The organism is Sulfuritalea sp. (genome assembly GCF_031426875.1).
Taxonomy (GTDB): Bacteria; Pseudomonadota; Gammaproteobacteria; order Burkholderiales; family Rhodocyclaceae; genus Sulfuritalea.
On record NZ_JASJPC010000052.1, the window covers coordinates 15441 to 31278 of the forward strand.

A 15838-nucleotide genomic window follows, 5' to 3' on the forward strand; every position below is an offset into this window, starting at 1 on the left:
CTGACCCGACCAGCCTCGCCGTAGCGCCATCGCCAACTTTTGGTCAGCCGCGTGCGGCCAGTACCGTGCGCAGCTTGGGCCACAGCAGGTTGATCGCCAGGCCGGCCATCACCAGCGCGGCGGCGGTCAGCTTCCAGAGCGGCAGCGATTCGTCCAGCCACAGGGCCGAAGCGCCCATGCCGAACACCGGTACCAGCATCGCCATCGGCGTGATCGTGGCGGCCGGGTGGCGCGCCAGCAGCCAGCCCCAGGCCGCGTAGCCGAACAGCGAATTGCCCCAGGCCTGCCAGGCCACCGCCGCCCAGGCCGCGGCATCGGCCGTCCGCAGCGCCGCCGAGATCGAGGCCCAGCCTTCGACGGCCAGCGACAGCGCAATCAACGGCGGCACCGCGAAGGCGCTGGACCAGACCACGTAGGCCAGGATGTTGGCCGGCGCGCCCTGTTTTGCCGCGATGTTGCCGCCGGCCCAGGCCAGCGCCGCCAGCAGCACCAGGAACAGGCCGAGCGGCGTGGTGCTGCCGTCGGTATGCAGGACGATCACGGCGATGCCGCCCGCGGCCAGCAGCAGGGCGATCCACTGGAAGCGCCGCACCCGTTCGCCGGAAAGGCGCATCGCCAGGCCGATGGTGAAGAACACCTGGACCTGGATCACCAGCGAGGCCAGGCCCGGCGAGATGTGGCCGTTCATCGCGACATACAGCAGCCCGAACTGGCCGGCGCCGATCAGCAGGCCATAGAGCGCGAGGTTGCCCAGCGGCACCGCCGGGCGCGCGAAAAAGAACAGGCCGGGCAGCAGCACCAGGCCGAAGCGCAGAGCCGCCATCAGGATCGGCGGCAATTGCCCGAGCGCGAACTTGATGACCACGAAATTGATGCCCCAGACGGCGACCACGGCGAGCGCGAGCAGGAAGTGTCGCAGGGGAAGGGCGGCGGGCATGCGGCGATTGTCGCACGCGGGTTCAAGGCGAGCTTCGTTGCGTCGAGTTCCGCGTCGGACGGCGCCGGCAGGCCCGTGGCTCCGTCAGATTTTTGATTCCTCCGCCCCGGGCCTGCCGGTGCCGGCTGGTTGCCGTGTCGCCAGCGCCAACTTTCAGCCTGCCGGTGGCCGCCCCGGTCGCGTCCGTTCTGTCGTCACTGCGGCGATTCGGGTCGAATCCATTAGACTCGGCAGACATGGCAAGGCTCAAATCGACGATTGCAGGTTCGGCCATCCCCGACGAGCTTCCTTTCCCAATTTCAAACACTGCCTGAACTATGCATCCGGATCGTGAGCGTCAAATTCGCTCGTTGTTCGACGAGTACATCGAGATGTATGCCGCACGCGATGACCGCCTGACAATGCGCTTCAGTGAGAACTTCAGCGGCTATACGGGCGGCGGAAATGTTCTGGTCAAGGCCCGTGACGAGTGGGTGAAGATCACCCGTCAGGATTTTGCACAAGTGCCGGGCCGGATTCGCATCGAGATGCTGGATATCTCGCTGCAGGATGTCAGCGACAGGGTGGTGGCCGTCACCGCTTTCTTTCATATTCACCTGCCCGTGCCCGACCACATTCTGTCGCGGGAGGTGGCGCGGCTGGTGCTGATTTTTCGCCTCGAAGGCGACGACTGGAAAATCGTGCACAGCGGCATCTCGATTCCCTATCACCTGGTGCAGGAGGGCGAGGTATATCCGCTCAAGAGCCTGCAGGAAAGAAACAGCGCCCTCGAAGCGCTGGTCGCGGCGCGGACCCAGGCGCTTCATGAAAGCCAGGCGCTCTATCGCCTGCTGACAGAAGACACGCTGGACGTGCTTTGGAAGACCGACCGCAATCTTTGCCTCACGTATATCAGCCCGTCCGACGAGCGCCTGCGGGGCTACAAAGCGGAGGAAGTTGTGGGCCACCACGTCTTCGACCTGTTTACCGACGAAGGGGTGGCCGCCGTCAAGAAATTGATGCGCGACAGCCAGGCATCCGGAGAGCCAGCCAGCCAGGCCGGCTTTCTGACTTTCCAGGTCCAGCACCGCTGCAAGGACGGCCGGCTGCTATGGGGCGAGGTCCTGTCGAAACCCGAGCGCAACGCGGAGGGCGCGATTGTCGGGTATCACGGCATCACTCGGGAAATCACGGAGCGCCGGCGCCTGGAAGATCAGGTGCGCCAACTGGCATTCCACGATCCCCTCACCAATCTGCCGAACCGAAGATTGCTGCGCGATCGCCTGGGCCACGCCATGGCCGCCAGCAAGCGCAGCGCTTGCCATGGCGCGTTGATGTTCCTCGATCTGGATGAGTTCAAGACCCTGAATGACACCCATGGGCACGAGGCGGGCGATCTACTGCTGCTGGAAGTGGCCGGCCGTCTGAAAGGCTGTGTGCGCGAGGTCGACACCGTCTCGCGTTTTGGCGGCGACGAATTTGTCGTGCTATTGGCCGAGTTGAATACCGATCGAGCCGAATCACATCTGCATGCACAACTGATCGCCGAAAAGATCCGCGCCGCGCTGGCTGAGCCGTATGTCTTGGTCCTGCACAAGGAAGGCAAGGCGGAATGCACGATCCAGTATCGCTGCTCCGCCAGCATCGGCGCAGTGATATTCGCCAATCATGCCGCCAGCCAGGACGACGTCATGAAGTGGGCGGATGCCGCGATGTACCGGGCGAAAGACGCCGGACGCAACACGATTCGGTTTTACCAAGCCGAAAGCTGATATGCAATACGTGGGTCTGGGTGTCGGGGATCTTCAGCCGATGGGCTCGGCAAAATCTCTGCATCGAACCGATTGCTCATCGCCTGTCCCGGTGTCGTCTTGAAGTGCCCGGCTTGCGTGCGCGGCTACGGTGGTGACGCCAACGCGGCGCAGGCAGTCGGCGAAATATCGATCCGCCCCGGAAAATCTCAGGCCACCACCAGCACCGACACCAGGCCTGCCGCATGATTCGCCGCCTTTGGGCGGATCACGATTTCCACATCCTTGTCGAGCAGGGTGATGAAGTGCAGCAGGCGCTCGGATGAAAAGCGGCTGAGCTTGTAATTGCGCAGCTCGGAAATGTGCGGCTGGGGAATGCCGAATATCCCGGCGATCGCCGTCTGGGTGAGCTTGCGTTCCTTGATCAGATCGTTGAGGCGCATCGCCAGTTGCGTGCGCAGCTTGCGTTCGTCGGCGTCGGCAAAGCCGAGGTCCTTGAACACGTCGCCAGTGCCCACGTCCACCAAATCAGTCTTCTTTGCCATAGCGCACCTCATAGTCATTGCGAGCCAACTTCAAACGTTCATGAATCAGGTCGATATCGGTCTTGGCGGTGCGGATACCGGAAGGCGATTTCTTCTGGAAACAGTGCAACACATACACCGCTTTCGCGAACCGCACCGTGTAGGCCACTCGATAGGTGTCGCCACGATGATCCTCGACCAACTCGAACACGCCCGGTCCCTCGCCGTTCCAGGGCTTTGCCGCTGGCGGCTGGCCACCCTGTTGCACCACGCCCAGCCCGTAGCCAAAATCACCGACCACGTCGTCGGGAAAATCCAGCAAATCGCGCTTGGCGGATGCAATCCAGTGCAGCGGCCGTTCATGTCGCGGTGAAGAACTCATGGCCAAAGTATACCGTTTTCGATATTGGGTGGGAATCTGGCTGGAAAGCGACCCCGTTTGCCCTTATTGCTGCCTTGCCGGCCGTCACCGGCAGGCGAGGCGGCTCCGTCAGGGTTTCACATTCCTTCGCTCCGGGCCTGCCGGCGCCGGTTTCGTCGCCGTGTCGCCAGCACCAACTTTCGGAGGCAGGTCGCAAATCGCGTGGGCGATTTGCACTCCGGCTCGGGTCCGCATAGACTAGTCAGATAACTGGTCAGTGGAGATGCACTATGAATACTTGGCCCGTGCAAGACGCCAAAGCCCGTTTCAGCGAACTGCTGGATGCCTGCGTAAGCGAAGGCCCGCAGGTCGTCACGCGCCGCGGCACGGAAACGGCTGTGCTGATTCCCATCGCAGAATGGAAGCGGCTGCGCGACGCAGCGCGCCCATCGTTGAAGGAACTGCTGCTGTCCGCCTCTGCCCGGGCGAACCTGGCGCTACCTGCGCGCGGCAAGGCAAAGCGTCGCGCCCCGCCCGCGCTTTGATACCGCGATGTATCTGCTCGACACCAACATCGTTTCCGAATTGCGCAAGCCGCGTCCACAGGCGGCCGTGATTTCCTGGCTGGAAAACGTCGACGACTCCGATCTGCACATTTCCGTGGTCACACTGGGCGAAATCCAGGCCGGCATCGAAATCACGCGCGAGCAGGATGCGGCCAAGGCGGCCGAGATCGAAGCCTGGGCGGACCAGGTTGCCGCTGCCTACAACGTACTGCCGATGGATGCCGCAACCTTCCGGCAGTGGGCGAAGCTGATGCACCGCCAATCGGATACCGTGTATGAGGACGCCATGATCGCGGCCACCGCGCTGGTGCACAAGCTAACCGTGGTGACGCGAAACGTAGGCGACTTCAGGCGTTTCGGCGTGCCCATGTTGAATCCGTTTCGTTGAGCGCAATCTGTCGCGCTCAAATTTGAAGCTGACCCTTATTGCTTCTCTGTCGAAGGTTATCAGTAGCAGTTATGAATCTTCAGATCCTTGGACTCAAGCTGTCACGTTATCGGGACCAGCTAACTGAATCGCTTGATGAGGTAGCGATTGCCACTGGCATTGACGCTGAGCGCCTGCGGCTGATCGAGGAGGGTCAGCTTGAGCCCTCGGGTGATGAGATTCTCATCTTGGCGGATCATTACCACTGCGACTTCAAGTTTTTCATTTCCAATGAACAAGTCGCCCCCTTCGAGCAGACAGACACCCTTTACCGAGCGCACGGGAGAGAGTTCTCTAAGAATGACCGCATCGCAGTCCAGGAGTTTCTCTACCTCTGTGATACCGAAGAGTTTCTGATGCAGGAACTCAATCGTCGACCGACCGATTTCTCCTATCGCCCTTCAGGAAACTACTTCAAGGGCAATGGCGAGGGGGCTGCGGCTGCATTTCGCAAAACTATGGGTCACGATGACAGACAGGTGCCTCGTGACATCTACGCCGAGTTTCGTTCGGTCGGCGTGCATGTATTCCGACGGAAGCTTGGCAACTCAAACATTTCGGGGCTTTTCATCGTTCATCCGACTGCGGGCAGGTGCGCGCTGGTGAACTACAGTGAGGACGTATACCGGCAGCGCTTCAGCGCTGCTCACGAAATGGCTCACGCTATCTTCGATAGCAAGGAGGGACCTAGCGTAAGTTTCTATCGCCACGAACAGGTCGACAGGCGCGAGGTTCGCGCGAACCGATTCGCCTCCTGCTACCTCATGCCACCAGCGTTTCTTCAAAGGCTCCCGGCGCCAAGCGGTTGGAGCGAAGCTGACGCACAAAAGTGGGCCAATGAATTGCGCGTGAGCTGCGACGCGTTGGGCATCGCGCTAAAGGAAGCCGAGTTGGTCGACGCCCGGATAAGCGCCAAGATCCGTGGGTTTCGAGTACCCCGGGAGTCGAAGATAGATCCCGAATTGCCCGAGAATCTGACTGAAATCCAACGAGCAAGAAAGACCGCGCTTCTGGAGCGCGGTCTCTCGGATCACTACGTTGGACTCTGCCTCGACGCGCACAGCCAGAGTCTAATCAGCTTAGGCAGGCTCTCTGAGGCGCTCCTGTGCAGCCACGGCGAGCTAGCCGAGATTGCTAGCCTTTATGGACGGCGCATTCATGGCAATTGATCCGTCCAAGTTTCATCCGATCAATGTTGCGGACACCTGTTCAGTGTGGAACGTTCTGTCTTCGGCCCGCTTGCATATGGCAGCGAAGGAAGCAAAGTGTGAGTTCTGTATTACGGCCTTTGTGCGCTACGAGTGCTTGGTTAAGCCGCGCAAAGCTCCTACAGCTGCGGATATAGAACTCCGCGAGCGATTGCTTCGGGAGCAAGCTCGCGGAGGGTTCCAACCGCACTCCTGCGGGATCGGGGACTTGCAGGCCATTCGGGTACTTGAGAGCCGCAAGAAACTTGGAAAGGGTGAGCTGTCCTCAATCGCATTTGCCATGAAAATAGGCCAAGCAGTGCTCACGGACGACCAGAAAGCACGTCGGCTTGCTGAATCATCCGGTCATTTGCTCACCCAGACAACGCCGCATCTCCATTCATGGCTGATCTTTACTGGTCACTTGACCGACGTCGATCACACTCTGGTGGTGAGTCAGCATAAGGCAATGGAGGGGTCGCTGGAACCGCATCTTCAACGCGCTTACGAGCTTGCGTTGCAGTGCAGATTCAACGCGACGCGGCCTGTTGGTCAGAAAAGCAATGTCCATCTGACCTGAGCGATAGAGCTATTTGGGAGCTATTTGGGGTCAGCGTGAATTGATTTCCAAGACAAGCTGAATCGCCGTATCGCCAGCGCCGACTTTCGATGAATCAAAGGGCGCGGCTCGCCCCATCGTCAGCCCAACAAGGATTCGATCAGCGCGTTCACCTGCGGCAGATCGTTCTTGACCGTCTCCCATACCACGGCTGCATCGACGCGAAAGTATTCGTGGGTTAGGACGATGCGCATATCGTAGGCGTCGCGGAACTGCTGCCACGCATCGGGGCTGCGCCGTTCGAGGTCGGGATCGAGGCGCATGACGAGCTTGGCGGCTTCGCCGATGACGATCAGGCTTTCGATCACGGCGCGCTGGGTTTTACCGTCAGCGAGGAATTCCTCTTTGCTCAATGCGCCGAGGTCGCTGCGGGCATTGGTGATGGCCTCGCGGATGTCCTGCAGTCGCTCGGGTACGCGGTGAGCCTTGTCGTTCATACGGGCAACGCTTCGGCCAGCACGGCCTGGCGGAAGCGCTCGTGCAGCGACATCGGCGTGAGTACATCGGTGGCGACGCCGGTGATCGCCTCGATGTCGCGCTTGATGCGCACCAAGCTGAGCAGCGTGGTGCGGCCTTCGATGGGATCGACCAGCAAGTCGAGGTCGCTGGTTTCGTCGTCCGTACCATGGACGACGGAACCGAATACGCGTGGGTTGCTCGCGCCGTGGAGTTCAACTACGGTTCGAATCCGGTCTCGATGTGCCTGCAAGGCCACGGAAGGTTTCATGTATTCACCTGAGTGCTGGTTGTTTCGAGTATTGCGAATTGCGTTGATTCTATCGCGGCGCCTCGAATGAGATTCCTACGCATGCATCCGCAAAATTCGCCCTTGCTTACAAAAGGCGCGCGGACTGACCTGCCGCCTTCAAAAGCGTAACCGCCTTTTTGTCGAAGGAAACGAAGGTTTCCCCGCCGAGCCAGTTGCCCTCGTAGGCAATGACGCCATCGGCGAAATCGCCGCCTGCTTCGAGCGCCGACAGGCCAGCCTCGACGGCGGGCCGGTTGACTTCCACGTTTGCCGCGGCAAACAGTGTCCGGATCGCGATGGCCACATCGGCGGGGGTGAAGCCGTAAACCTTGCGCAGCACCCACGCAAACTCGCATAGGCATGGCAACGCGACCGCGATCAGTTTGGCTTTGGTCAAGACTTTGGCGGCGACGCTCGCTTGCGCGGGGTCGTCATGCACGACAGCACGAATCAGTACGTTGGTATCAACGGCGATTTTCATTTCTTGCCGGCCCAACCCTGTGCGGCTGCCTCGTTGATTTCTTCAATGGTGGCGACTTTCTTTGACCGGCCGGCGAGCAATCCGACGAAGTTGGCTATCGTTCCGGCGGGCCGAGCCGCCTTGAGCATGCCCCGACCGTCTGGCAGCAAATCCAGCTCGATCTTTTCTCCCGGCCTGATGCCGAGGTGCTGCAGCACTTCTTTTCTGAATGTCACTTGTCCCCGGGAAGTAACGGTCAAGGTGGTCATGGCGATGCCCTCATGGTTTCCTGATGGCTTGCAGTGTAATGCAAAATAGCCTTACTCTCAAGAACGGAAGCGGGGAATATTGCGTAACAAGTAGTTTGTCGGGGGCGCAACCTACTCCTGATTTGCCACCCCGCTAACCACATGCCCCGTCGGCACCAGCCTTGACGCCGGCTCGCAGTGTCTTGTCTGGTCGTCGAAGAAGAAGTCGGGTTCGAATTCGCGCAGGAAGTGGGTCTTCTCCAGGCCGCCGAGGAACATCGCTTCGTCGACTTCGACCTTCCATTCCATCAGGGTGCGGATCGCGCGCTCATGCGCGGGGGCGCTGCGCGCGGTGACCAGCGCGGTGCGGATTTTCATCGGGCCGCCGGCGCTGTCGGCGCGCAGGCGGTGCAGGGCTTCGAGCAGGGGCAGGAAGGGGCCGGGCGGCAGCGGGTGCAGCGCGTGGCTCTCTTCATGGTTCTGGAAGGCGGCGAGGCCCTGTTCCTGGAACACGCGCTCGGCCTCGTCGGAGAACAGCACGGCGTCGCCGTCGAAGGCGATGCGCACTTCCTGCGGGTGTTGTTCGGCCTCGGTCAGCGATGAGGAATACACGCGCGCAGCCGGGAAGCCGCCTTCCAGCGCGGCGCGCACGTCGGCTTCGTTGGCGGAGAGGAACAGGTTGGCGCCCAAGGGCTTGAGGTAGTGGAAGGGCGGCCGGCCGCGGGTGAACACGCCGCGCTCCAGTTGCATGCCGGCGGCGCTGGCGGAGCGGAAGATGCGCAGGCCGGAGACCGGGTCGTTGCGCGAGAGGATCACCACGGCCACGCGCTGGCGTTCGGGCGTGTTGAAGGCCAGCAGCTTCTGCACCAGCGGGAAGGCGACGCCGGGCCGCGCCGGCTGGTCCATGCGTTCGAGCTGCAAACGCATGTAGGCGGAATCGTCCTGGTCCTCGAAGACGCGGTTTTCCTCCTCGAAATCGAACAGCGCGCGCGAGGAGAGCGCGACCACGAGCTGGCCTTCGAGGCTGGCGGGCATCAGGCTTGCTCCTGATCGAAAGCGCTTGGCGTGGTGGCGGTCATTGGCTTTGGCGGGGGATTGGAATCACGTGGCGGTGAGTGTACAATGAAACCATTACGGTTCCATTCTGGTGTGAGGTTTCCATGCCGACTACGCTGACCCTGAAGAATATTCCCGACGATGTCTATGATCGCCTGAAGCTTGCTGCAGAGATGCATCGGCGCAGCCTGAACAGCGAGGCGATCGTGTGCCTGGAGGCCGTGCTTGCACCGACGCGGATCGCCACCGGCGAACGACTGGCCCGTGCCCGCGAGTTGCGGGCGAGCCTGAGCGCAACGAAGTTCAAGGCCAAGGACATCGATGCCACGAAGCGGCAAGGTCGCCCATGATCGTAGTAGATACGAACGTGGTGGCCTATCTGTACCTGCCAGGTGAATACACCCCGGCCGCCGAATCATTGCTGGAAAGGGACTCGGCCTGGGCGGCGCCGGTTCTGTGGCGCAGCGAATTCCGCAATATCCTTGCCGGCTACCTGCGAAGGGGAAGCCTGAGCTTCAAACAGGTGCATAGCATCCAGCGCGAGGCGGAGAACCTGCTGGCCGGTGCCGAATATGAGGTGGACTCACTCGGCGTTCTGGAGCTGGTACGTGAAAGCGATTGCTCCGCCTATGACTGCGAGTTCGTTGCGCTAGCCCGGACGCTGGGCACGAAGCTCGTGACCATGGATGCCAAGCTGCTAAGGGCGTTTCCCGGAATCGCGGTTGCGCTTGCCGCCGTTTGATTCGATGGGCGCGTTCCCGGCGCGCGCATTCAGTCAGTTTTTCCGGTTTGGTTTCGGCGCCGCGGCATACATCTGCGTCATCCTCGCCGCCTCGTCGGCGACTCTCTGCCGCAGGTCGGCCGGCGCCAACACCTCGACGTCGGCGCCGAACTTGAGGATGTCCATGATCAGTTCGCGGTGGTCGGCGTAGGGGAATTCGAGCAGCCAGGAACCGTCGGCTTCGTACTGGCCCTTCTGTTTCGGGTGCCAGGTTTCCTGCGCCACCCAGCGCGCACGCTTGGGGGTGAAGCGCAGTCTGGCGTGCTGCAGCTTGCGCCCGGAGAAGATGCCGTAGCCGGGGCCGAGCACTTCGTCGAGGCTGCGATGCGAGACCTCGCGCGCCTTCTTTTCGATGACATCGGCTTCGCGGATGGAATCGAGGGCGAAGTTGCGGATGTCGTTGCGCAGGTGGCACCAGGCGTCGAGGTACCAGTTTTCGCGGTAATACACCAGGCGCTGCGGCGAGACTTCGCGCTCGGTGGTCTGGCCGCTGCCGCGGGCGAAATAGGTGATGGCCAGACGCTTCCTGCGAAGGAGTGCGGCGCCGACCTTCTCGAAATGGGCGAGCTTGAGCTCGCGTTTGCCCAGGCCCACGATCAGCACGCGGCGGCGGATTTCCTCGGCGGTGTTCTCTGCCGTGCCGAGCAGGCTGTTCAAGCGCGCGATCAGCGGCTGGATGTGCGGGGTGAGGATGCCGCCGGGATCGAGGTCGGTGAGCAGGTGCTGCATGGTCAACAGCGCATGGACTTCGCCCGAGTTGAACCAGAGGCCGGGCAGTTCGTACTGGGCGCCGGCTTCGGCATGCGGCGAGTCGAAGCGGTAGCCGCCGCCAGTTCCCCCGTCCCGGTCCCAGACGATCGGCGCGTTGAGCCGGTTGCGCATGTATTCAAGGTCGCGCTTGAGCGTGGCGCGCGAGACTTCCAGCGCCGCCATGAGATCGACGAAGGGCACCAGCTTGCGGTCGTGGATCATCTGGTCGATCTTGTAGAAGCGCTCAGTGCGATCCATGGCGGCTTTCCGAAATGAACTGATGGAAGTGGTCGAGGCGGCGCGGGTGAATCACGCCGGCGGCGACGGCCTGCTTGATTGCGCAGCCGGGCTCAGCGTCGTGCTGGCAATCGCGGAAGCGGCACTGGCCGAGGAAGGGGCGGAACTCGGCGAAGCCGAATTCGATCTCTTGGGCGGTGAGGTGCTTGAGGCCGAATTCCTGCAGGCCAGGGCTGTCGATCAGGGTGCCGCCCGGGCAGGTGTCGTTGGGCAGCTTGTAGAGGCGGGCGTAGGTGGTGGTGTGCTTGCCGCTGTCGAGCGCGGTCGATAGTTCGCGCGTGGGGGCCGCGGCGCCGGGCACCAGGGCGTTGGTCAGGGTCGATTTGCCCATGCCCGATTGCCCCACCAGCACCGAGCTTTCGCCGACCAGCAGCGGCAAGAGCGGCGAGGCGTCGAGCTTGGCCGAGAGTTCGACGACGCGGCAGCCGAGTGCGACGAAGGGCGCCAGCAGCTTGCGTGCGCTTGGGAGGGCGGCGGTCAGGTCGCTCTTGTTGAGGACGATGGTGGTGCTGAGGCCTTCGTGCTCGGCGGCGACCAGCGCGCGGGAGAGCAGCATGTCGGAGAAGGAAGGATCGGTGGCGACCACCAGCAGCAATTGCGTGGCGTTGGCGGCGATCAGTTTCTGGCGGTAGAGGTCGCTGCGGTAGAGCAGGCTGCGGCGCACGGCGTGACCGGTGATCTGGCCGTCGGGCGTGAGTTCGACTTCGTCGCCGACGGCGAAGGGGCTTTTCTTGCCGCGCGGATAACCGGTGGCGAGTGTGCCGTCGGCCAACTCGATTTCGTAGTGCCGGCCGAAGGCGGCGACGATGGTGCCGTGCCTGTTCTTCGCGCCGCTCAACGCGCGTTACAGGCTGAGCAGCGCATCGATCTTGGCCGCGCAGATGAAGTCGTTTTCGCTCAAGCCGCCGATCGCGTGCGTGGTGTAGCTGACCGTGCACTGGCCCCAGCCGACGGCGACATCGGGGTGGTGGTCCTCGCGGTGCGAGATCCAGGCCGTGGCGTTCACGAAGGCCATGGTCTCGTAGTAGTTCTTGAACTTGTAGGTCTTGCTGATGACGGCGCCCTCGCGCTGCCAGCCCGGCAGCGTCGCCAGCAGTTGCGCGGCTTCGTCGTCGGTGAGCGGCGGCACGCCGCCTTCGCAGGGCTTGCATTTGCCCTTGGACAGATCGCAGACTTGGTTCATGGCTGGCTCCTTTTATGTCCCGGAGGGACTGGGTGTTTGCAGCCGCGCAATGCGCTGGCTGGCCGGTGGGTGGGAATCGTGGAACAGCGAGTGCAGCGGGTCGGGCGTCAGGGTCGCGGCGTTGTCGCGATAGAGCTTGACCAGGGCGCTGATCAGGTCGGCGGCGGCGGTCTGTTTGGCGGCGTAGGCGTCGGCCTCGTATTCGTGCTTGCGCGACAGGCCGGAGGTCAGCGGCGCCAGCGGAAAGAGGAACACCGGCAGGACCATGGAGAACAGCAGCAGGCCAATCGCCGTACCCATTGATGACGCCGTACCGTCAGCACCAACTCCCAGGCCGGCGAAGAACCACGGCTGGTCGATGAGCTGGCCGAGCAGCCAGAGAAAGGCCAGGCTCAGCACGCTGGACAGCGCGATGCGCTTTATGACGTGGCGATGTTTGAAATGTCCCAGTTCATGCGCCAGCACCGCCTCTATTTCCTCGGGGCTGAGTTTGTCCAGCAGCGTGTCGAAGAACACGATGCGCTTGGCGCGGCCGAAGCCGGTGAAATAGGCGTTGCCGTGCGCCGAGCGCTTCGAGCCGTCCATCACGAAGAGGCCCGAGGAGGCGAAGCCGCAGCGCGTCAGCAGGGCTTCGATGCGGGCTTTCAGCGAGACGTCTTCGAGCGGCGTGAATTTGTTGAACAGCGGCGCGATCACGGTCGGGTAGAGGAACAGCACCAGCAGGTTGGTGGCGAGCCAGACCAGCCAGACATACAGCCACCAGTAGCTGCCCATGACGTCCATCAGCCACAGCACGGCGAACAGCAGCGGGCCGCTGATCAGCACGGTGAGCACGGCGCCCTTGGCCAGGTCGGCGAACCACAGCGGCCAGGTCAGCTTGTTGAAGCCGAAGCGCGCCTCGATGCGGAAGGTGCGGTAGAGGCTGGCCGGCAGGCCGATGACGAAGCCGAGCAGGCTGACGCAGGCGAACAGGGCCAGGCCGTGCAGGTAGCCGCTGCCGAGCCAGGCGCGCATGGCCTGGTCGAGCAGGCCGAGACCGCCGCCGAGGGTCAGCGCCAGCAGCACGATGGCATCGACGGCGATTTCCAGCAGGCCGAGGCGCACCTTGGCCACCGTGTAGTCGGCGGCCTTGCGGTGATCGGCGAGGTCGATGCGATCGGCGAAGTTGTCCGGCACACGATCGCGATGCGCGCGGACATGGCGCAGGTGGCGGATGTCGAGCCAGAGGCGCAGGGCCGTCGACAGGGCGAGGGCGGCGAGAAAGACCAGCGTGAAGTGATATGGGGTCATGGGCAGTGGCCCGCTGTGCGAAAATGCGCCGACACAGAAACAGGCATTGGAAAATTATGGCACAGGATCAGAACGCGCTCGTCTGGCTGGACATGGAAATGACCGGCCTCAACCCCGACAGCGATCGCATCATAGAGCTGGCGCTGGTCGTCACCAACTCGAATCTCGACATCGTGGCCGAGGCGCCGACCTGGGTGGTGCATCAGACCGACGCGGTGCTCGGTGCCATGGACGAGTGGAACACCAACACCCATGGCCGCTCCGGCCTGATCCAGCGGGTCAAGGATTCCATTCTCGGCGAAGCCGAGGTCGAAGTGCAGGCGCTGGAGTTCATGCGGCGTCATGTGCCGCGGCTGGCGACGCCGATGTGCGGCAATTCGATTTGCCAGGACCGGCGCTTCATGGCGCGCTACATGCCGAAACTCGAGGACTGGTTCCACTACCGGAATCTCGATGTGTCGACGCTCAAGGAATTGTGCAAGCGCTGGAAGCCGGAAATCGCGAAGGGCCTCAAGAAGCACGGCAAGCACGAGGCGCTGGCGGACATCCTCGAATCGATCGAGGAACTCAAGTACTACCGCGAGCATTTCCTGAAAGTGTAAGGGGCGCAGGACGCTCATTCGGCGCGGCGGTAGAGCCTCAGGCGTTCGCCCTTGTCGCCGGGGCGGGAGGTTTCGCGGACCAGCGTCCAGTCGGGCAGGTCTCTTTCGGTGCCGGGCGCGGTCTGCATGATCAGGTAGCGGCAGTCTTTGGCCCGGCTGCCGCCGACGGTGCGGATGCCGTCGAAATAGTCGAGCGAGGCGCGCTGCGCCAGGCCCAGACCGCGCCGCGCGATGCAGCCGGGATGGCTGCCCAGGATCTGGCGAAAGTTGGCGCTGACGCTACGGTAACTCTTGCCGTAGTCGATCCACGGCAGCATCAGCAGCATCAGCAGCACCCAGACGGTGGTCAGCCCCACGCTCCAGCGTGCCGCCGCGCGCCACGGCGAGCGCGGCGTGCGCAGCATCACGGCGATCCAGGCGACGCTGACTGCAATCGCCAGCACGATGATCAGCGGCGAGGCCTCGGCGATGAAGCCGGGGGCGGGCTTGGTGAAATTCTTGGCCACCCGCGCCGGTTCCCCGGTCAGCATGGAAATGCCGCCCAGCCAGATCAGCGCCGCGACCAGCGTAAAGGTCATCATGCCGAACCAGTCGAAGGCGTTGGCCGCGCCACGCCGCAGGCGGCCGGCGCTGGTCGCGGCGAGCAGGGTCAGCGGCAGCAGCGCCGACATCAGCGCCGTCGGCCGCGGCGCGTCGGTAAAAAACGCCAGCAGGGCGATCAGGGTGGCGGCCAGCGGCAAGGCGGTTTGCGCCTCGAGCAGATGCCTGCGCTCCAGCCACAAGGCCCACAGCGCCAGGGGCCATGAGGGCCAGGCGGCCCAGGCCAGCAGCTCGAGATGATCGCGACTGAAGCCGGGGCGCAATGTCAGGCTGGCCTCCTCGGCGGTCCACCAGATGTCGAACAAGGCAGGCGACTGCTGCCAGAGCAGGAAGGGCCAGGGCAGCATCAGCGCAAGCGCGACGGCTGCCGCCGCCAGCCCGGCGAGCCAGCTGCGCCGGGTTCGCCAGTCCGGGTGCAGCATCAGCAGCAGCCCGGTCGCCAGCTCGATGACGACGCTGTCGATGCCGGCGCCGAGGAAGCCGACGCCGATGCCGGCGCCGAAAATCAGTCCGCCGCGCAGGGGCTGTGCGCGCCAGAGCGCGAGTCCCCAGAGCGCGACGGCGAATCCGGTGATTGCCGCGATGGCGGGTTGGGCGTCGTGCAGCGGCACCAGCAGGCCGACCGTGCCGATCGCCAGCAAGGGCGCGGCGACCGCGGCGCTGGTGCCGAGCAGCAAGCCGGCCACACGCGAAAGTATCGCCAGAGTGGCGGCGCCGAACAGGACCGAGGCCAGGCGCGCCGCATCGTGCCAGGGCAGCAGCCAGCCCAGCAGCTTGCCGCACAGGGCCGCCACCCAGTGATACAGGGGCGGTGTGGTCAGCCAGGGATCGCCGGCGATGCGCGGCACCAGCCAGTCGCCGCCGGCCATGCCGAAGGCGACCCCGAGATGCAGGGCGTCGTCGGTCTTCCACGGGTCATGGCCGACGCTCCCCGCGAGCAGCCAGACGGCGCACAGCAACAGCGTGCCGTAGCGCGCCAGAATGGGCGCGGGGCTATGGTTGCGGTCGGTCAGGTCGGGCACGTTGCGAGCTTACCAGTGCGAATCCGGGGATACCGTTCTCGCCCGGAGGGCGGGAACATATCGCGAGGATACCGTCCCGGCCCGGAGGGCCGGACATATCACTAGGATACCGTCTCGGTCCCGGAGGACCGGGACATAAAAAAGGCAGCCCGCAGGCTGCCTTTTGGCCAGTAGGCAGGTCTGATGCAGGATCAGGCGGCCTTCTTGCTGTATTTCTGGCGGAAACGCTCGACACGTCCGGCGGTGTCGACGATCTTCTGCTTGCCGGTATAGAACGGATGGCAGGCGGAACAGACTTCGATGTGCAGCGGTTTGCCGCTGGTGGAACGGGTGCTGAACTTGTTGCCGCAGCTGCAGGTGACTTCGATTTCAGCGTAATTCGGGTGGATGCCGCTTTTCATTTCATGGTCCTTTCGGGTGCAGGCGCGGTTCGTGGATTTGGCGAACCGA

22 protein-coding genes are annotated in these 15838 nt (G+C 63.2%); 8 read left to right on the top strand and 14 right to left on the bottom strand.

The genetic code is table 11. The annotated features are described in order from the left end of the window. Nucleotides 1–43 precede the first annotated feature (43 nt). Nucleotides 44–937 (bottom strand): EamA family transporter, encoded by an 894-nt coding sequence (locus RMO95_RS20325; protein WP_310452500.1) that lies wholly within the window; start codon nucleotides 935–937, stop codon nucleotides 44–46. Between the two features lie 317 nt (nucleotides 938–1254). Here RMO95_RS20325 and RMO95_RS20330 point away from each other — a divergent pair, with 317 nt between their 5' ends. Further along, a complete protein-coding gene (locus RMO95_RS20330; RefSeq protein WP_310452501.1) occupies nucleotides 1255–2688 on the top strand; it encodes a diguanylate cyclase domain-containing protein in 1434 nt (477 codons plus the stop codon). Between the two features lie 188 nt (nucleotides 2689–2876). On the opposite strand, the gene RMO95_RS20335 is transcribed toward RMO95_RS20330, so the two are convergent. Together RMO95_RS20335 and RMO95_RS20340 are read right to left on the bottom strand one after the other, a co-directional pair. Continuing rightward, entirely contained in the window at nucleotides 2877–3212 is a 336-nt protein-coding gene (locus RMO95_RS20335) for a helix-turn-helix transcriptional regulator (protein ID WP_310452502.1), read from the bottom strand. Further along, complete coding sequence (locus RMO95_RS20340; protein ID WP_310452503.1) at nucleotides 3196–3573, bottom strand: type II toxin-antitoxin system RelE/ParE family toxin; 378 nt, start codon at nucleotides 3571–3573, stop codon at nucleotides 3196–3198. Before RMO95_RS20340 ends, RMO95_RS20335 begins: the two co-directional genes overlap by 17 nt. 269 nt (nucleotides 3574–3842) lie before the next feature. On the opposite strand from RMO95_RS20340, the gene RMO95_RS20345 reads away from it, so the two are divergent. The 4 genes from RMO95_RS20345 (at nucleotide 3843) to RMO95_RS20360 (ending at nucleotide 6312) form a co-directional block, all read left to right on the top strand. After that, nucleotides 3843–4097, top strand: coding sequence for a type II toxin-antitoxin system Phd/YefM family antitoxin (locus RMO95_RS20345; protein ID WP_310452504.1), 255 nt, complete (start codon nucleotides 3843–3845; stop codon nucleotides 4095–4097). A 7-nt stretch (nucleotides 4098–4104) separates the two neighbouring features. Then, entirely contained in the window at nucleotides 4105–4506 is a 402-nt protein-coding gene (locus RMO95_RS20350; protein WP_310452505.1) for a type II toxin-antitoxin system VapC family toxin, read from the top strand. Between the two features lie 71 nt (nucleotides 4507–4577). After that, nucleotides 4578–5714: an XRE family transcriptional regulator gene (locus RMO95_RS20355; protein WP_310452506.1), complete on the top strand. Its 1137-nt coding sequence runs from the start codon at nucleotides 4578–4580 to the stop codon at nucleotides 5712–5714. Next, entirely contained in the window at nucleotides 5704–6312 is a 609-nt protein-coding gene (locus tag RMO95_RS20360) for a hypothetical protein (protein ID WP_310452507.1), read from the top strand. Before RMO95_RS20355 ends, RMO95_RS20360 begins: the two co-directional genes overlap by 11 nt. Before the next feature lie 119 nt (nucleotides 6313–6431). Here RMO95_RS20360 and RMO95_RS20365 read toward each other — a convergent pair whose 3' ends face one another. From RMO95_RS20365 to RMO95_RS20385, 5 genes are all read right to left on the bottom strand, one after another. Further along, on the bottom strand, nucleotides 6432–6788 hold the full coding sequence (locus tag RMO95_RS20365; RefSeq protein WP_310452508.1) for a DUF86 domain-containing protein: 357 nt from the start codon (nucleotides 6786–6788) through the stop codon (nucleotides 6432–6434). Next, nucleotides 6785–7078: a nucleotidyltransferase family protein gene (locus RMO95_RS20370; RefSeq protein ID WP_310452509.1), complete on the bottom strand. Its 294-nt coding sequence runs from the start codon at nucleotides 7076–7078 to the stop codon at nucleotides 6785–6787. Before RMO95_RS20370 ends, RMO95_RS20365 begins: the two co-directional genes overlap by 4 nt. Nucleotides 7079–7184: 106 nt before the next feature. Further along, entirely contained in the window at nucleotides 7185–7580 is a 396-nt protein-coding gene (locus RMO95_RS20375) for a type II toxin-antitoxin system VapC family toxin (RefSeq protein WP_310452510.1), read from the bottom strand. Next, complete coding sequence (locus tag RMO95_RS20380; protein ID WP_310452511.1) at nucleotides 7577–7828, bottom strand: AbrB/MazE/SpoVT family DNA-binding domain-containing protein; 252 nt, start codon at nucleotides 7826–7828, stop codon at nucleotides 7577–7579. Before RMO95_RS20380 ends, RMO95_RS20375 begins: the two co-directional genes overlap by 4 nt. A 111-nt stretch (nucleotides 7829–7939) precedes the next feature. Then, nucleotides 7940–8842: a 5'-nucleotidase gene (locus tag RMO95_RS20385; RefSeq protein ID WP_310452512.1), complete on the bottom strand. Its 903-nt coding sequence runs from the start codon at nucleotides 8840–8842 to the stop codon at nucleotides 7940–7942. A gap of 80 nt (nucleotides 8843–8922) precedes the next feature. Between RMO95_RS20385 and RMO95_RS20390 the strand changes: the two genes are divergently transcribed. Beyond that, entirely contained in the window at nucleotides 8923–9213 is a 291-nt protein-coding gene (locus RMO95_RS20390) for a FitA-like ribbon-helix-helix domain-containing protein (RefSeq protein ID WP_310452513.1), read from the top strand. Beyond that, nucleotides 9210–9605, top strand: coding sequence for a type II toxin-antitoxin system VapC family toxin (locus tag RMO95_RS20395; RefSeq protein ID WP_310452514.1), 396 nt, complete (start codon nucleotides 9210–9212; stop codon nucleotides 9603–9605). Before RMO95_RS20390 ends, RMO95_RS20395 begins: the two co-directional genes overlap by 4 nt. A gap of 33 nt (nucleotides 9606–9638) precedes the next feature. On the opposite strand, the gene RMO95_RS20400 is transcribed toward RMO95_RS20395, so the two are convergent. From RMO95_RS20400 to RMO95_RS20415, 4 genes are read right to left on the bottom strand one after another with little or no spacing between them, the layout of a single operon-like run. Further along, nucleotides 9639–10652 carry a YafY family protein gene (locus tag RMO95_RS20400; RefSeq protein ID WP_310452515.1) on the bottom strand — a complete coding sequence of 338 codons (1014 nt, stop codon included), beginning with the start codon at nucleotides 10650–10652 and terminating at the stop codon, nucleotides 9639–9641. Further along, nucleotides 10639–11529: a ribosome small subunit-dependent GTPase A gene (gene rsgA / locus RMO95_RS20405; protein WP_310452516.1), complete on the bottom strand. Its 891-nt coding sequence runs from the start codon at nucleotides 11527–11529 to the stop codon at nucleotides 10639–10641. The genes RMO95_RS20400 and rsgA overlap by 14 nt, the downstream gene beginning before the upstream one ends. A gap of 6 nt (nucleotides 11530–11535) precedes the next feature. Further along, nucleotides 11536–11874, bottom strand: a complete 339-nt coding sequence (locus tag RMO95_RS20410; protein WP_310452517.1) for a 4a-hydroxytetrahydrobiopterin dehydratase — start codon at nucleotides 11872–11874, stop codon at nucleotides 11536–11538. Between the two features lie 12 nt (nucleotides 11875–11886). Then, nucleotides 11887–13164 carry a M48 family metallopeptidase gene (locus RMO95_RS20415; protein ID WP_310452518.1) on the bottom strand — a complete coding sequence of 426 codons (1278 nt, stop codon included), beginning with the start codon at nucleotides 13162–13164 and terminating at the stop codon, nucleotides 11887–11889. Nucleotides 13165–13220: 56 nt separating this feature from the next. Between RMO95_RS20415 and orn the strand changes: the two genes are divergently transcribed. Further along, nucleotides 13221–13766 carry an oligoribonuclease gene (gene orn / locus RMO95_RS20420; protein WP_310452519.1) on the top strand — a complete coding sequence of 182 codons (546 nt, stop codon included), beginning with the start codon at nucleotides 13221–13223 and terminating at the stop codon, nucleotides 13764–13766. A gap of 14 nt (nucleotides 13767–13780) precedes the next feature. Here the strand turns inward: orn and RMO95_RS20425 are convergent, their stop codons facing one another. Together RMO95_RS20425 and rpmE are read right to left on the bottom strand one after the other, a co-directional pair. Continuing rightward, nucleotides 13781–15388 (bottom strand): glycosyltransferase family 39 protein, encoded by a 1608-nt coding sequence (locus tag RMO95_RS20425; protein WP_310452520.1) that lies wholly within the window; start codon nucleotides 15386–15388, stop codon nucleotides 13781–13783. 191 nt (nucleotides 15389–15579) lie between these two features. Further along, nucleotides 15580–15789 carry a 50S ribosomal protein L31 gene (gene rpmE, locus RMO95_RS20430; protein ID WP_310452521.1) on the bottom strand — a complete coding sequence of 70 codons (210 nt, stop codon included), beginning with the start codon at nucleotides 15787–15789 and terminating at the stop codon, nucleotides 15580–15582. Between the last annotated feature and the right edge of the window lie 49 nt (nucleotides 15790–15838).

Coding starts and splice junctions, on each gene's coding strand:
- RMO95_RS20325 (WP_310452500.1), bottom strand. CDS start 937: ATGCCCGCCGCCCTTCCCCTGCGACACTTCCTGCTCGCGCTCGCCGTG.
- RMO95_RS20330 (WP_310452501.1), top strand. CDS start 1,255: ATGCATCCGGATCGTGAGCGTCAAATTCGCTCGTTGTTCGACGAGTAC.
- RMO95_RS20335 (WP_310452502.1), bottom strand. CDS start 3,212: ATGGCAAAGAAGACTGATTTGGTGGACGTGGGCACTGGCGACGTGTTC.
- RMO95_RS20340 (WP_310452503.1), bottom strand. CDS start 3,573: ATGAGTTCTTCACCGCGACATGAACGGCCGCTGCACTGGATTGCATCC.
- RMO95_RS20345 (WP_310452504.1), top strand. CDS start 3,843: ATGAATACTTGGCCCGTGCAAGACGCCAAAGCCCGTTTCAGCGAACTG.
- RMO95_RS20350 (WP_310452505.1), top strand. CDS start 4,105: ATGTATCTGCTCGACACCAACATCGTTTCCGAATTGCGCAAGCCGCGT.
- RMO95_RS20355 (WP_310452506.1), top strand. CDS start 4,578: ATGAATCTTCAGATCCTTGGACTCAAGCTGTCACGTTATCGGGACCAG.
- RMO95_RS20360 (WP_310452507.1), top strand. CDS start 5,704: ATGGCAATTGATCCGTCCAAGTTTCATCCGATCAATGTTGCGGACACC.
- RMO95_RS20365 (WP_310452508.1), bottom strand. CDS start 6,788: ATGAACGACAAGGCTCACCGCGTACCCGAGCGACTGCAGGACATCCGC.
- RMO95_RS20370 (WP_310452509.1), bottom strand. CDS start 7,078: ATGAAACCTTCCGTGGCCTTGCAGGCACATCGAGACCGGATTCGAACC.
- RMO95_RS20375 (WP_310452510.1), bottom strand. CDS start 7,580: ATGAAAATCGCCGTTGATACCAACGTACTGATTCGTGCTGTCGTGCAT.
- RMO95_RS20380 (WP_310452511.1), bottom strand. CDS start 7,828: ATGACCACCTTGACCGTTACTTCCCGGGGACAAGTGACATTCAGAAAA.
- RMO95_RS20385 (WP_310452512.1), bottom strand. CDS start 8,842: ATGCCCGCCAGCCTCGAAGGCCAGCTCGTGGTCGCGCTCTCCTCGCGC.
- RMO95_RS20395 (WP_310452514.1), top strand. CDS start 9,210: ATGATCGTAGTAGATACGAACGTGGTGGCCTATCTGTACCTGCCAGGT.
- RMO95_RS20400 (WP_310452515.1), bottom strand. CDS start 10,652: ATGGATCGCACTGAGCGCTTCTACAAGATCGACCAGATGATCCACGAC.
- RMO95_RS20410 (WP_310452517.1), bottom strand. CDS start 11,874: ATGAACCAAGTCTGCGATCTGTCCAAGGGCAAATGCAAGCCCTGCGAA.
- RMO95_RS20415 (WP_310452518.1), bottom strand. CDS start 13,164: ATGACCCCATATCACTTCACGCTGGTCTTTCTCGCCGCCCTCGCCCTG.
- orn (WP_310452519.1), top strand. CDS start 13,221: ATGGCACAGGATCAGAACGCGCTCGTCTGGCTGGACATGGAAATGACC.
- rpmE (WP_310452521.1), bottom strand. CDS start 15,789: ATGAAAAGCGGCATCCACCCGAATTACGCTGAAATCGAAGTCACCTGC.